Origin of the sequence: Streptomyces sp. NPDC050528 (genome assembly GCF_044457795.1) — a bacterium.
GTDB lineage: Bacteria > Actinomycetota > Actinomycetes > Streptomycetales > Streptomycetaceae > Streptomyces.
This window is the reverse complement of sequence record NZ_JBITHH010000024.1, coordinates 75,154-89,125: the sequence shown is the minus strand read 5'-3', so window position 1 is coordinate 89,125 and position 13,972 is coordinate 75,154. Positions and strand designations below refer to the sequence as shown.

The following is a 13,972-nucleotide window of genomic DNA, read 5'->3' as shown; positions in this document are numbered from 1 at the left end:
TCGCGCAGTTCCCCGCGCCCCTTAGGTAGGTCTCCTTGCCCCATCTCATACAGCGAGGTATGTGCATGCTTGCGTCCCGAGTGAGCCGCCGGGCCGTTCTTGCCGGGGCTGCGGCTGCCGCCGCGCTCACCAGTACGCCGCTTCTCACGACGAAGGCGCAGGCCGCGGAAGCCCCCGCCTATCGCTGGCGCAACGCCGTCATCGGCGGCACCGGATTCGTCACCGGCATCCTCTTCCACCCCTCCGTCCCCGGCCTCGCCTACGCCCGTACCGACATCGGCGGTGCCTACCGCTGGGACGACCGGGCCGCCCGTTGGACCCCCCTCACCGATCAACTCGGCTGGGACGACTGGAACTTGCTCGGTGTCGAGGCCCTCGCCGTCGACCCCGCGCACCCGGAACGGCTGTACCTCGCCGTCGGCACCTACGCCCAGTCCTGGGCCGGCAACGGTGCCGTACTCCGCTCCGAGGACCGGGGCGCGACCTGGGCCCGTACCGACCTCACCGTGAAGCTCGGCGGGAACGAAGACGGGCGCGGGGCGGGGGAGCGGTTGCTCGTCGATCCGCGTGACAGTGACACCCTGTGGCTCGGCACCCGGCACGACGGGCTGCTCAAGTCGACCGACCGGGGCGGCACTTGGGCAGCCGTGAGCGGCTTTCCGGCGACCGCGAGCGCCAACGGTCAGGGCGTCACCTTCCTCGTCGCCGTCGGTCGTGCCGTCTACGCCGGGTGGGGTGACGGCGACGGGAGCGCGACCGCCGTCAACCTCTACCGCACCACCGACGGCACCACCTGGACCCCCGTCCCCGCGCAACCCAACGGCACCTCCGCCAAGGTCCCGATCCGGGCCGCGTACGACAGCCGTAGCCGCGAGTTGTACGTGACGTACGCCGACGCGCCCGGGCCCAACGGGCAGTCCACCGGCAGTGTGCACAAGTTGGCCGTCGTGAGCGGGACTTGGAGTGAGGTCACGCCGGTGAAGCCGGGCGGGACCACGTCCGACGGGTCCAGCGACACCTTCGGGTACGGCGGAGTCGCCGTCGACGCCCGTCGTGCCGGCACCGTCGTCGTCTCCACCAACAACCGCTGGGCGGCCGTCGACACCCTGTACGGGACCACCGACGGCGGCCGGACCTGGACGTCCCTCAAGGACGCTGCTGTCTTCGACGTGTCCGAGACTCCTTTCCTCAAGTGGGGTGCTGAACAGCCGAAGTTCGGCTGGTGGATCCAGGCCGTCGCCGTCGACCCGTACAACTCGAAGCACGTCGTCTACGGCACCGGCGCCACGCTCTACGGCACGCGTGACCTCACGCACTGGGCGCCGCAGATCCGTGGCCTGGAGGAGACGTCCGTGATCCAGCTGATCTCGCCCCCGGTCGGGGAGGCACACCTGATCAGCGCCTCGCGGGACATCGGCGTGATGTACCACGAGCGGCTCACGGCGTCTCCGTCGCGCGGCATGGCGGCGAACCCCGTGTTCGGGTCGGCGACCGGGATCGCGCAGGCCGCGGGCAGGCCGTCGTACGTCGTCCGCACGGGCTTCGGCGACAACGGCAACGGTGCGTACTCCCGTGACGGCGGGCGGAGCTGGGCGCCCTTCGCTGCCCAGCCCGACATCGCCGGGGACTCACCGGGGCCGATCGCCGTCAGCGCCGACGGCGGTACGCTGCTGTGGTCCTTCGTGCACTGGGACGGCACGAAGTACCCGACTCACCGCTCGGCGGACAACGGCGCGACCTGGACCGAGGTCTCCTCCTTCCCGAAGGGCGCCACGCCGGTCGCCGACCCGGCCGACCCGACGCTCTTCTACGCATACGACACCGACACAGGAACGCTATACGCCAGCACTGACAGTGGCCGTTCGTTCGCGGAGCGTGCGGGTGGACTGCCCTCCGGTGACAGTCAGTTCCAGCTGGTCGCGGCGCCTGGGCGGTCCGGGGACCTGTGGTTGAGCGTCAAGTGGAACGGGCTCTACCGGTCCGTCGACGGGGGCGTCAGCTTCTCCAAGGTCGCCAGTTGCTGGGCCTCCTACACCCTCGGCTTCGGCAAGGCCGCCCCCGGCGCCGCCTACCCGGCCATCTATCAGGTCGGCTCCACCGAGACCATCACCGCCGTCTACCGCTCCGACGACGAGGCCAAGACCTGGGTGCGGATCAACGACGACCAGCATCAGTGGGGTTGGGTCGGGCAGGCCGTCGTCGGTGATCCGCGCGTCCACGGGCGCGTGTACCTCGCCACCAATGGGCGCGGCATCCAGTACGGGGAGCAGATCTGATGCCTCAGCTCGGCGATGCCACACGTGGGCGCATCCTCTTCGGCGGTGACTACAACCCCGAGCAGTGGCCCGAAGAGACCTGGCACGAGGACGTCCGGCTGATGAAGGACGCCGGCGTCAACTCCGTCACCCTCGGCGTCTTCTCCTGGGCCAGGCTCGAACCCGAGCCGGGGGCACGGGAGTTCGGCTGGCTCGATCGCTTGATGGACCTCATGCATGACAACGGCATCGGCGTCGTCCTCGCCACGCCCACCTCCTCCCCGCCGCCGTGGCTCGGGCGCCTCCACCCGGAGACGCTGCCCCGCGACGCCGACGGCCGGATCGAATGGTGGGGCGGACGGCAGCACTTCTCGCACTCCAGCGCCGTCTACCGCAGCCACGCCGCCGCCATCACCGAGGCCCTGGCCGCCCGTTACGCCGGACACCCCGCCCTCACGATGTGGCACATCAACAACGAGTACTGCACCTTCGACTACGGCGACGAGGCCGCCGTCGCCTTCCGCCGCTGGCTGCGCACGCGCTACGGCACGCTCGATGCCCTCAACTCGGCCTGGGGCACCGCCTTTTGGAGCCAGGGCTACGACACCTGGGACGGCGTCCTGCCTCCGCGTCACGCCCACTACCTCAACAACCCCACCCACGTGCTCGACTTCCGGCGCTTCACCTCCGACATGCTCCTGGAGTGCTACACCGCCGAGCGCGACATCGTCCGCCGGCACACCCCGCACCTCCCGGTCACCACCAACTTCATGCCGTTGTGGGTGGGGCAGGACGGCTGGCGCTGGTCCGAGGAGGAGGACGTCGTCTCGGTCGATCTGTATCCCGATCCGCGTGATCCCCTCGGTGCCCAAAGTGCCGCCCTCGTCCAGGACTTGACCCGTTCGCAGGCTCGCGGTCCCTGGATGCTCATGGAACAGGCGGCCGGACCCGTCAACTGGCGCGGCGTGAACCACCCGAAGCCGCGCGGCCTCAACCGTCTCTGGTCCCTCCAAGCAGTGGCCCGTGGCGCCGACGCCGTCTGCTACTTCCAGTGGCGTCAATCCCGGCAGGGCGCCGAGAAGTTCCACTCCGGGATGCTCAGCCATGCGGGGGAGCGGGGCCGCACTTTCCAGGAGGTGAAGCGGCTCGGCGCCGAACTCGCCCGGATCGGCGGTGAGGTGACGGACACTCACATCACCGCCGACGTAGCGATCCTGCACGACTGGAACGCCTGGTGGGCCGGCGCGCAGGACGGCCGTCTCTCCACCGAGGTCGACTACCCGGACGTCCTCCGCGCCTGGCACCGCGCCCTCTGGGAGTCCCACCTCACCACCGACTTCGCCCACCCCGAACACGACCTGTCCGCCTACAAGTTGGTGGTCGTCCCCCAGCTCTACCTCCTCACGGACTCCGCGATCGACAACCTCCTCGCGTACGTCCGCGACGGTGGCACCCTCGTCTCCGGCTTCCTCACCGGCATCGCCGACGAGGACGACCGGGTGCGCACCGGTGGCATGGACGCCCGCCTCCGCGAGCTGTTCGGCATCCGCACCCTGCACGAGTGGTGGCCGCTCGACGCGGGGGAGACCGCCGAGTGCGAGGGCTTCCGCGGCACGCTCTGGTCGGAGGAGATCGAGCCCGAGGGCGACAGTGTCGATGAGGTGATTCCTTACAAGGGCGGGGAGTTGGACGGCCTGCCCGCCGTCCTGCGCAAGGGCAGGTCCTGGTACGTCTCCACGCTCCCCGAGCCGCACGCACTCCGCGCCCTGCTCACCCGTGTGGCCGCCGACGCGGGCGTCCGTCCGGTGCTCGACGACGTCCCGCCGGGCGTCGAGGCCGTACGACGCGGGGACCTGCTGTTCCTCCTCAACCACGGCCGTGACCCGGTCACCGTCGAACTCCCGGGCACCCACCACGACGTGCTGACCGACGCCACCGCCGGGGGCGAGATCACCCTCGGCCGCTACGGTGCGGCAGTGTTGCGCCCATGACCAGCGAACCCGTACCGGCCGACCCGCCGCCCGGCCCCACGCACTCCACCTGGGAGCCCCTCCCCGCCACCCGCTGGGAAGACGCCTTCCTCAGCGGAAACGGCCATCACGGCGTCCTCGTGTTCGGCGATCCGAACGACGACCGCGTCATCGTCACCCACCACACCCTCGTCCGCCCCAACGGCGCCGAACACGCCCGGCCCCCACACCTCGCCGCCGAACTCCCGGCGCTCCAGGCCCGGTTGCTCGCCGGCGACCTCACCGCCGCCGAGAGCTTCACCGACGACCGCCCGCTCCAGTGGGTGCAGCCCTTCCACCCGGCGTTCCAGCTACGGCTGCGTAGGCCGCCGACCGCAACAGGGCGCGACTATCGCCGCTCCGTCGATTTCACCACCGGCGAGGCGACAGCCACCTGCGCGGACTGGCGCAGCCGTGTCTTCGTCTCCCGCGCCGACGACGTGATCGTCCAGCACATCACCGCCCCCGACCTCACCCTCGACCTGGCCCAGGACCACCAACTCCCGGGAGCACCAGCCGGGTTGGGTGTCGGACACGGCACGCTCCTCACCCCCGACGGTGCCCTCCTCACCCTCCGCGTCCGCTACCCCGACAGCGACCGCGCGTACACCGGAGTCACCCTGGCCGTGGTCACCGGCGGCACAACACGCCTTGCCTCGCCGGGAGTCCGTATCACCGGCGCCACTGAAGTCCTGCTCCTCACCCGGGTGCGGCGCCACACCGGTGAGCTGGACGTCGTGGAAGAGGCCCGTGCTCTGCGGGAGTTGATCGACGAGGGGGTGCACTCCTACGACTCCCTCCTCGACCGGCACCTCGCCCTGCACCGCACGGCCTACGCCCGTGTCGCTCTCGACCTTCATGCCGATGACGCCGAACGTGCCCTGCCCGGGAGTGAGTTGCTGAAGCGGCCCCGCGGTGCTGCCCTCCTCGAACGGCTCTTTGCCGCCGGGCGCTATCACCTCCTCTCCGCCAGCGGTCTGTTCCCGCCCCGGCTCACCGGGCTGTGGACCGGCGACTGGAACACGGCCTGGTCGGGGGCGTTCACCAATGACGCGAACCTCAACCTCCAGACCGCCTCCGCCGCGAGCGCCGCCCTTCCCGAAGTCACCGACGCTCTCGCATCCTTGATTCATCGTCAGCTGGACGACTGGCGGGAGAATGCCCGTGCCGTCTTCGGTGCCCGGGGTGTCGTCGCGCCCGCGCACAGCGACGGTGAGTCCGGGCTGTCGTATCACTTCAGTCGGGAGTACCCGCTGCATTTGTGGAGCGCGGGGGCGGACTGGTTGCTCAAGCCGCTTGTCGACCATGACGAGACGCGCGGTGCCCGTGATTCGCGTACCGCCGCCGTACTGGCCGAAGTCGCCCTGTTCTACGAGGACTTCCTGAGCCGCAGCGACCCCGAAGGCAACCTGGTCGTCGTCCCCTCCTACTCGCCCGAGAACCGTCCCGCGAACGCCAACGCCAGTTGGGGCGCGATCAACGCGGCGATGGACCTCTCCGCCGCCCGGCACGCACTCCACACCGCCGCCGACTATCACCCGGGTACGCCGGAGGCCCTCCGCTGGCTTGCCCTCGCCGACCGATTGCCACCGCATCGGGTCAACCCCCAAGGCGCGCTTGCCGAATGGGCCTGGCCGGGGCTGGAGGACACCTACGACCACCGTCATCTCAGTCACCTCTACGGTGTCTGGCCGCTCGACGAGATCAATCCGTACGACACCCCGGAGCTCGCCGCCGCCGCGCATCGCGCCCTCCAACTCCGGGGCGCCGAGAACGATTCCGCGCACGGGCATCTCCACCACGCGCTCGTCGCGGCCCGGCTCCGGGACGGTGAGCGGGTCGCGGACGCCCTCGGGCAGGTGCTCGACGGCGACTTCTTCCATGCCTCGCTGATGAGCGCGCACTACCCGAACCGCGACGTCTACAACGCGGACGCCGCGCACACCCTGCCCGGTGTGCTCGTCGAGGCGCTCGTGCAGTCGACCCCGGACCGGCTGGTCCTGCTGCCTGCGCTGTCGGCGGCGTATCCGCACGGTCAACTCACCGGCGTACGCACGAGGTTCGGGGCGGAGGTCGATCTGAGCTGGGCGCCCCACTCCGCCACCGCGCTGATCCGGCCGTCCCGTACTCACCGCGTCGAACTCCGGACTTCCTCCGGCACGGAGCCGCTCGACCTCGTCGCCGGAGAAGACCGCGTCCTCACCCTGGGGGCGCGGTAGCCACTCGCACCTCCCCCCACCCATGGAAGGGACCCCATGGCAACACGCAAGCAGGGCCGCGTACTTACGGCCATTCTCGCCCCCGTACTCGCGCTCGGCGCCACCGTCGCGCTCGCCTCGGCGCCCGCCTCCGCCGCCGTCTGGAGCTCCTGCGACCAGTGGGGCACCACGACCCTGAACGGCTACACGCTCTACAACGACATCTGGGGCTCCGGCGCCGGCAGCCAGTGCATCTGGGCCAACTCCGGTACCAACTGGGGCGTCAACGCCAACCACCCCAACACCGGTGGTATCAAGGCCTATCCGAACGCCAAGAAGGTGATCAACAAGTCGATCACCTCGCTCGGTTCGCTGTCCAGCAGCTACAACGTCTCGGTCCCGTCGTCCGGCGCGTACAACACGTCGTACGACATCTGGGACACGAACTACGACTACGAGATCATGCTCTGGATGAACAAGACCGGCGCCGTCGGCCCGCTCGGCACCTCGCAGGGCACCCTCACGCTGGGCGGTCACACCTGGACCGTCTACAAGGGCAACAACGGCGCCAACGACGTGTTCTCGTTCGTGCGCACCTCGAACTCCAGCTCCGGCACGGTCAACGTCCTGTCGATCCTCAAGTGGATCAAGGACACCAAGGGCTGGTTCGGCAACGTGACCATCGGGGACCTGCAGTTCGGGTTCGAGATCACGTCCTCGTCCGGCGGGCTCGACTTCACCACCAACAGCGAGAGCGTCACCAGTAGTTGACCCACACGCAGGTCAGTCAGCCGCCCGGTCCTCGTACTCCGCGAGGGCCGGGCGGTGCCACGACCAGCGCGGCGACCCAGCACCCCAGCGCGGCCAGCACGAGGCCGAACACCGCCGGATTCACGTACCCGGGAACGGTGTCGGCGACGTAACTCCCGCCGTCCGACGTCTCGCAGACGAACCGGAGCGGGACGAAGTCCACCGAGTAGTCGGTGACGCTCTCGACCTTCTTGTCGTACTGCCAGCCGTTCGTACGGCAGGGCCGCAGCGGCGACGAGTCGGTGCCGCCGTCCTCCGCCTCCAGCAGCGCGCCGAGGACGTGCAGCAGACCCCAGAGATACAGGGCGAACGCGGCGAGGCCCGCAACGATGGCGAGCTTGCGTAACACCATCGGAGGAGTCCAGCAGAACAAGATCGATACGGCTGTGACGGAGGCCACAGTTCCGCGCAACGGAAGCGTCACGGGCGCCCGCCCCCACCGGGCGCCCCGACCCCTACTCCGCGACCGGCAGCGTCGCCCCGTCCCGCAGGAACAGCGGGATCCGGTCCAGCGGCGCGTCGACCGTGACCGCCGTACCGCCCTCGTACGTCTCGCCCGTCCACGCGTCCGTCCACCACGCGCCCGCCGGGAGATACGCCGTACGGACCGTCGCGCCCGCCGTCAGCACCGGCGCGACCAGCAGGTCCGGGCCGAAGAGATACGCGTCGTCGACCGACCAGGACGCCTGGTCCTCGGGGAACTCCAAGAACAGCGGGCGCATCACCGGCAACCCCTCCTCGTGCGCGGCGCGCATCACGTCGAGGATGTACGGCTTGAGGCGCTCGCGCAGCCGCAGGTACTTCTCCAGGATCGGCAGGGCCCGATCGCCGTACGACCAGACCTCGTTGGGGCCACCGGTCATGTCGGGGCCCAGCGGCATGCCCGGGTCGCGGAAGCCGTGCAGGCGCATCAGCGGGGACAGGGCGCCGAACTGGAACCAGCGGACCATGACTTCCTGGTACGCCGGGTCGTCCGGGTCGCCGCCGTGGAAGCCGCCGATGTCCGTGTTCCACCAAGGGATGCCGGAGAGCGCGGTGTTGAGGCCCGCGGCTATCTGGCGGCGCAGGGTCGGGAAGTCGGTGCCGATGTCACCCGACCAGAGCGCGGCGCCGTGCCGCTGACTGCCCGCCCACGCCGAGCGGTTGAGGGTGATGACCTCGTCGTCACCGACGCCTTCGGCGCGCAACCCCTCCGCGAACGTACGGGAGTTCTCGGCCGGGTAGAGGTTGCCGACCTCCAGTCCCGGGCCCGCCCAGTAGCGCAGGTTCTCCTGGAAGCCCGGCTTCAGCTCGGGCTCGCACGCGTCCAGCCAGAAAGCCGTAATGCCGTACGGGACAAGGTAGTTGTCGCGGATCTTCGACCACAGGAACTCCCGCGCCTCGGGGTTCGTGGCGTCGTAGAAGGCCACCTGGACCGTCGACGCGACCCCCTTGTCGGGCCAGTCGGCGTGGGCCATCGGGCCGTACTGGGTGCCGATGAGGTAGCCGCGCTGTTCCAGTACGCCGTGGTTCTCGCTCAGGGGTGACACCGACGGCCAGACGCTGACCACCAACTTCACGCCCAGCTCGTTCAGTTCGCGGACCATGGCCGCCGGGTCGGGCCACTCGGCCGGGTCGAACTTCCAGTCGCCCAGGTGCGTCCAGTGGAAGAAGTCGCAGACGATGGCGGAGAGGGGGAGGTCCCGGCGCTTGTACTCCCTTGCCACGGCGAGGAGTTCGGCCTGGGTGCGGTAGCGCAGCTTGCACTGCCAGAAGCCCGCCGCCCACTTGGGGAGCATTGGCGTACGGCCCGTCACCGCGCTGTAGCGGCGCTGGCCGTCGGCCGGGTCGCCCGCGGTGATCCAGTAGTCGATCTGCCGGGCCGAATCCGCCACCCAGCGCGTGCCGTTGCCGGCCAGCTCCACGCGGCCGATCGCCGGGTTGTTCCACAGCAGGGTGTAGCCCCGGCTGGAGACGAGCACCGGGATGCCGACCTCGGCATTGCGCTGCACCAGGTCGAGGACCAGCCCCTTCTGGTCCAACCTCCCGTGCTGGTGCTGCCCGAGGCCGTACAGCTTCTCGTCCTCGTACGCGGCGAAGCGCTGCTCCAGACGGTGGTGGCCGTTGCCGACCGCCGTGTAGAGGCGCGAGCCGGGCCACCAGAAGTGGGCGCGGGACTCGGCGAGGAGTTCGGTGGAGTCGTCGGTGCGCAGGAAGCGGATCAGGCCCTCGGCGTCGACCTCGACGGTCAACTCGCCGACGGTCAGGGTGCCTTGACCGTCCTCGATCTTGACGCTCGCCCCGGTGGCCGGCGCCTCGTCCAGGAGCGCGCCCGGCAGTCCGTCGAGCAGTGGACCGCCGAGCCGGGCCCTGACCCGGACCGCGTCCGGCCCCCACGGCTCGATCCGCAGGGTCTCCTGACGGCCGGTCCACTCCAGCGCGCCGTCCCGCTCACGGAAGGTGCCCACGGTGGGCGACGACTGCGCGAGGCTGACCGCCCCCGCGCCCTGACTGATCTGGTTTTCGGCAGGCTGATTCACGAGAGGGCTCCTGTCAGGAGTGCAGACATGGCGGTGCCCTGGCAGCGGCACAGGGGTGAAGCTCTGAGGTCGAAAGGGTCAGGACGCGACGGGCGCCGGTCCCGTACTCGCCCGCACCGTCAACTCCGGTGCGATCAGCACGACTTCGTCACTGCCGCGGCCGTCGAGCTTGGCCACCAGGTGCTCCACGGCGTAACGGCCCATCTCCTGCGCGGGGATGGCGACGGACGTCAGCCGCACCGAGGCCTGGGTGGCGACCTGGTCGGGGCAGACCGCGACCACCGACACGTCCTCCGGCACGGCCCGGCCCTGCTGGCGCAGCAGCGCGAGGAGCGGCTCGACCGCCGACTCGTTCTGCACGACGAAGCCCGTGGTGCCGGGGCGCTCGTCGAAGACCCGGGCCAGGGTCAGCGACATCGCGTCGTACCCGCCCTCGCACGGCCGGTGCAGCACCCTGAGGCCCAACTCCCTTGCCCGGGACCGGAGTCCGTCGAGGGTGCGCTCGGCGAAACCGGTGTGCCGCTCGTAGACCGCGGGCGCCTCGCCGATGACAGCGATGTCCTGGTGGCCGAGCTTGGCGAGGTGCTCGACGCACAGCGCGCCGGTCGCCCCGAAGTCGAGGTCGACGCAGGTCAGTCCGGTGGTGTCGGCGGGGAGGCCGATGAGCACGGAGGGCTGGTCGGTGCCGCGCAGCAACGGCAGCCGCTCGTCGTCGAGTTCGACGTCCATCAGGATCATCGCGTCGGCGAGTCCGCTGCCGGTGACGCGGCGCACCGCGTCGGGACCCTCCTCGCCGGTGAGCAGCAGGACGTCGTAGCCGTGCAGGCGGGCGGTGGTCGCCACGGCGATGGCGATCTCCATCATCACCGGCACGTACATGTCGGTGCGCAGCGGCACCATCAGCGCGATGATGTTCGACCGGCTGCTGGCCAGGGCGCGGGCGCCCGCGTTCGGGTGGTAGCCCAGCTCGCGGATGCTCTGCTCGACCCGCTGCCGGGTGGCTCCGGAGATGGACCGCTTGCCGCTGAGGACATAGCTCACCGTGCTCGCCGAGACTCCGGCGTGCTGGGCGACCTCGGCGAGGGTGACCATCCAGCTCTCCAAGCTTTGTGAAGCGCTTCGACAGTGCGCGTTGCTGACACGGGCGGGTGAGGGTGGTTCGACATTAGCTTCAGGCGGTGTGGGTGTCCATAGGTTGTCGAAGCGCTTCGACACTTTCTGGAAACCCCGGGCACCGGGAGATTCTCCGGGTGGGGGAGGCAACCTCCGGGCGGGGCGGCGGCCACTGAGAGGTCGTAGACGAACCGTCCCCCGGAAGGACCCCCGATGCAACACCGCAGACCCCGCCTCTCGAAGAAGGCGAAGGTGCTCGCCGCCGCCTCGGTCGCGCTCACGGCCCTGGCCGGTGTCACCGTCGCCCAGGCGGGTGAGTCGAGCAAGAAGTGCACGGCGGACGACACCGTCACGCTCGGCAAGTACTACGTCAACAACAACCAGTGGGGACGCGACAAGGCCACCGGCAGCCAGTGCGTGTGGGACAACTCCCAGTCGGGGTCCACCATTTCGTGGGGTACGTCCTTCAGCTGGGCCAACAGCGGCAAGGGCACCGACGCCGATGTGAAGACGTTCGCGAGCACCGTCCTCGGCTGGCACTGGGGCTGGAAGGTCGACAGGGCGACCACCGGGCTGCCGATCCGGGTCGGTGACCGCAAGCCGGTGAAGACGACCTGGGACTTCACGCTCAGCTCCAACCCCGGCACGCTCGACGTCGCCTACGACCTGTGGCTGCACTCCAAGAACACCGCCGACTGGGCCGACCAGCCCACCGACGAGATCATGATCTGGCTCAACCGACAGGGCGGCGCGGGCCCGCTCGGCACCAAGTACGGCAGCGTGAGCCTGGACGGCGCGATGTGGGACATCTACCAGGGCAACATCGGCTGGAACGTGTACTCCTTTGTCCGCACCGCCAACACCACCAAGGCGACCCTGAACATCGACGACTTCACCCAGGCCCTCGTCCGGCGCAAGCTGCTGAGCAACGACAAGTACCTCTCCGGCATCGAGTCCGGCACCGAGATCTTCAAGGGCTCGGGGCGCCTTGACACAAAGGCGTACTCCGTCGACATCGGCTGAACGGACGCGCGAAGGGTGGCTGCTTCGCGGTGGATCGGGTACATACGAACGGGTAGCACCCGTCGGTAACCGCCATGGTCCGAGGGCCCGATTCGCGGCGAGGTGAGCCTCATGTCCGCTCCATCCAGCAAACCCACCGTCACCGAGCGAGAAGCCCGGCAGGTGGCGGAGGCGGCCCGGGAACAGGACTGGCGCAAGCCCAGCTTCGCCAAGGAACTGTTCCTCGGCCGCTTCCGGCTCGACCTGATCCACCCGCACCCCCTTCCGCCCGCCGAGGATTCCCGACGCGGTGAGGAGTTCCTCGCGAAACTGCGCGTCTTCTGCGAGACCCAGATCGACGCCGCCCGCATCGAGCGCGAGGCACGCATCCCCGACGAGGTCATCGCCGGCCTCAAGGAGATCGGCGCCCTCGGCATGAAGATCGACACCAAGTACGGCGGCCTCGGCCTCACCCAGGTGTACTACAACAAGGCGCTGGCCCTCGCGGGCTCCGCCTGCCCCGCCGTCGGCGTGCTGCTCTCCGCCCACCAGTCGATCGGTGTACCGCAGCCGCTGAAGCTGTTCGGCACGGACGAGCAGAAGGCGGAGTTCCTGCCCCGCTGCGCCCGCACCGCCATCAGCGCCTTCCTGCTCACGGAACCGGACGTCGGCTCCGACCCGGCACGCCTCGCGACCAGCGCGGTGCGGGACGGCGACGCGTACGTCCTCGACGGCGTGAAGCTCTGGACCACCAACGGCGTGATCGCCGACCTCCTGGTCGTGATGGCCCGGGTGCCGAAGACCGAGGACGGCAAGGGCGGCATCACGGCGTTCGTCGTCGAGACCGACTCGCCCGGCATCACCGTCGAGAACCGCAACGCCTTCATGGGCCTGCGCGGCATCGAGAACGGCGTCACCCGCTTCCACCAGGTCCGGGTCCCCGCCGCCAACCGCATCGGCCCCGAGGGCGCGGGCCTCAAGATCGCCCTCACCACCCTCAACACGGGCCGCCTCTCCCTCCCCGCGTCCTGCGTCGCGGCCGGCAAGTGGTGCCTGAAGATCGCCCGCGAGTGGTCGGCGGCGCGTGAGCAGTGGGGCAGGCCGATCGCCGAGCACGAGGCCGTGGGCAAGAAGATCTCCTTCATCGCGGCGACGACCTTCGCCCTGGAGGCCGTACTCGACCTGTCCTCGCAGATGGCCGACGAGGACCGCAACGACATCCGCATCGAGGGCGCGCTGGCCAAGCTGTTCGCGTCCGAGATGGGCTGGCTGATGGCCGACGAACTGGTCCAGATCCGCGGCGGCCGAGGCTTCGAGACGGCGGAATCCCTCGCGGCGCGCGGCGAGAAGGCGGTCCCAGCCGAACAGGTCCTGCGCGACCTCCGCATCAACCGCATCTTCGAGGGCTCGACGGAGATCATGCACCTCCTCATCGCCCGCGAGGCCGTCGACGCCCACCTCAAGGTCGCCGGTGACCTCATCGACCCCGACAAGTCCCTTCAGGACAAGGCGAAAGCGGGCGCGGGCGCAGGCGTCTTCTACGCCAAGTGGCTCCCGAAGCTGGTCGCGGGCAGCGGCCAACTCCCCGGCACCTACGGCGAGTTCCGCCACGGCATCGACCTCTCCCGGCACTTGCGTTATGTCGAGCGGAACGCCCGCAAGCTGGCCCGCTCGACCTTCTACGCGATGTCCCGCTGGCAGGGCCGCATGGAGACCAAGCAGGGTTTCCTGGGCCGGATCGTGGACATCGGCGCGGAACTCTTCGCGATGAGCGCGGTCTGCGTACGGGCCGAACTCCTGCGCACCCAGGGCGATCACGGCCGCGAGGCCTACCAACTCGCCGACGCCTTCTGCGAACAGTCCCGCATCCGCGTCGAGGAACTCTTCGGCCGCCTGTGGACCAACACCGACACCGTCGACCGCAAGGTGGTCAAGGGCGTCATGGGCGGCGCGTACACCTGGCTGGAGGAAGGCATCGTCGACCCGTCGGGCGACGGACCCTGGATCGCCGACACGACCCCGGGCCCGTCCAAGGCGGACAACCTGCACCGCCCCGTCAACTAGCC

At 69.7% G+C, this 13,972-nt stretch carries 9 protein-coding genes; 6 read left to right on the top strand and 3 right to left on the bottom strand.

The features are described from left to right. The first annotated feature begins 65 nt into the window (after positions 1–65). From ACIBK4_RS49435 to ACIBK4_RS49420, 4 genes are read left to right on the top strand one after another with little or no spacing between them, the layout of a single operon-like run. The gene (locus tag ACIBK4_RS49435; RefSeq protein WP_399006573.1) at positions 66–2,276 is read left to right on the top strand and encodes a WD40/YVTN/BNR-like repeat-containing protein; all 2,211 of its coding nucleotides are present in this window, start codon (positions 66–68) and stop codon (positions 2,274–2,276) included. Then, positions 2,276–4,246 carry a beta-galactosidase gene (locus tag ACIBK4_RS49430; protein ID WP_399006571.1) on the top strand — a complete coding sequence of 657 codons (1,971 nt, stop codon included), beginning with the start codon at positions 2,276–2,278 and terminating at the stop codon, positions 4,244–4,246. Before ACIBK4_RS49435 ends, ACIBK4_RS49430 begins: the two co-directional genes overlap by 1 nt. After that, positions 4,243–6,483 carry a glycosyl hydrolase family 95 catalytic domain-containing protein gene (locus ACIBK4_RS49425; protein ID WP_399006569.1) on the top strand — a complete coding sequence of 747 codons (2,241 nt, stop codon included), beginning with the start codon at positions 4,243–4,245 and terminating at the stop codon, positions 6,481–6,483. Before ACIBK4_RS49430 ends, ACIBK4_RS49425 begins: the two co-directional genes overlap by 4 nt. Positions 6,484–6,519: 36 nt before the next feature. Beyond that, positions 6,520–7,233, top strand: coding sequence for a hypothetical protein (locus ACIBK4_RS49420; protein ID WP_399006567.1), 714 nt, complete (start codon positions 6,520–6,522; stop codon positions 7,231–7,233). 16 nt (positions 7,234–7,249) lie between these two features. Here the strand turns inward: ACIBK4_RS49420 and ACIBK4_RS49415 are convergent, their stop codons facing one another. The 3 genes from ACIBK4_RS49415 to ACIBK4_RS49405 all read right to left on the bottom strand — a co-directional run bounded on the left by ACIBK4_RS49415 (position 7,250) and on the right by ACIBK4_RS49405 (position 10,883). Continuing rightward, the gene (locus tag ACIBK4_RS49415; RefSeq protein ID WP_399006565.1) at positions 7,250–7,624 is read right to left on the bottom strand and encodes a hypothetical protein; all 375 of its coding nucleotides are present in this window, start codon (positions 7,622–7,624) and stop codon (positions 7,250–7,252) included. Between the two features lie 103 nt (positions 7,625–7,727). After that, positions 7,728–9,791: a TIM-barrel domain-containing protein gene (locus ACIBK4_RS49410; protein WP_399006563.1), complete on the bottom strand. Its 2,064-nt coding sequence runs from the start codon at positions 9,789–9,791 to the stop codon at positions 7,728–7,730. A 78-nt stretch (positions 9,792–9,869) separates the two neighbouring features. Continuing rightward, a complete protein-coding gene (locus tag ACIBK4_RS49405; RefSeq protein WP_399006561.1) occupies positions 9,870–10,883 on the bottom strand; it encodes a LacI family DNA-binding transcriptional regulator in 1,014 nt (337 codons plus the stop codon). A 234-nt stretch (positions 10,884–11,117) separates the two neighbouring features. On the opposite strand from ACIBK4_RS49405, the gene ACIBK4_RS49400 reads away from it, so the two are divergent. Both ACIBK4_RS49400 and ACIBK4_RS49395 read left to right on the top strand, forming a co-directional pair. Next, positions 11,118–11,927: an endo-1,4-beta-glucanase gene (locus ACIBK4_RS49400; RefSeq protein ID WP_399006559.1), complete on the top strand. Its 810-nt coding sequence runs from the start codon at positions 11,118–11,120 to the stop codon at positions 11,925–11,927. 111 nt (positions 11,928–12,038) lie between these two features. Further along, entirely contained in the window at positions 12,039–13,970 is a 1,932-nt protein-coding gene (locus tag ACIBK4_RS49395; RefSeq protein ID WP_399006557.1) for an acyl-CoA dehydrogenase family protein, read from the top strand. Positions 13,971–13,972: the final 2 nt, after the last annotated feature.

Bases quoted from the DNA above. Each gene is read 5' to 3' on its own strand.
- ACIBK4_RS49435 (WP_399006573.1), top strand. From the start codon at position 66: ATGCTTGCGTCCCGAGTGAGCCGCCGGGCCGTTCTTGCCGGGGCTGCG.
- ACIBK4_RS49430 (WP_399006571.1), top strand. From the start codon at position 2,276: ATGCCTCAGCTCGGCGATGCCACACGTGGGCGCATCCTCTTCGGCGGT.
- ACIBK4_RS49425 (WP_399006569.1), top strand. From the start codon at position 4,243: ATGACCAGCGAACCCGTACCGGCCGACCCGCCGCCCGGCCCCACGCAC.
- ACIBK4_RS49420 (WP_399006567.1), top strand. From the start codon at position 6,520: ATGGCAACACGCAAGCAGGGCCGCGTACTTACGGCCATTCTCGCCCCC.
- ACIBK4_RS49415 (WP_399006565.1), bottom strand. From the start codon at position 7,624: ATGGTGTTACGCAAGCTCGCCATCGTTGCGGGCCTCGCCGCGTTCGCC.
- ACIBK4_RS49405 (WP_399006561.1), bottom strand. From the start codon at position 10,883: ATGGTCACCCTCGCCGAGGTCGCCCAGCACGCCGGAGTCTCGGCGAGC.
- ACIBK4_RS49400 (WP_399006559.1), top strand. From the start codon at position 11,118: ATGCAACACCGCAGACCCCGCCTCTCGAAGAAGGCGAAGGTGCTCGCC.
- ACIBK4_RS49395 (WP_399006557.1), top strand. From the start codon at position 12,039: ATGTCCGCTCCATCCAGCAAACCCACCGTCACCGAGCGAGAAGCCCGG.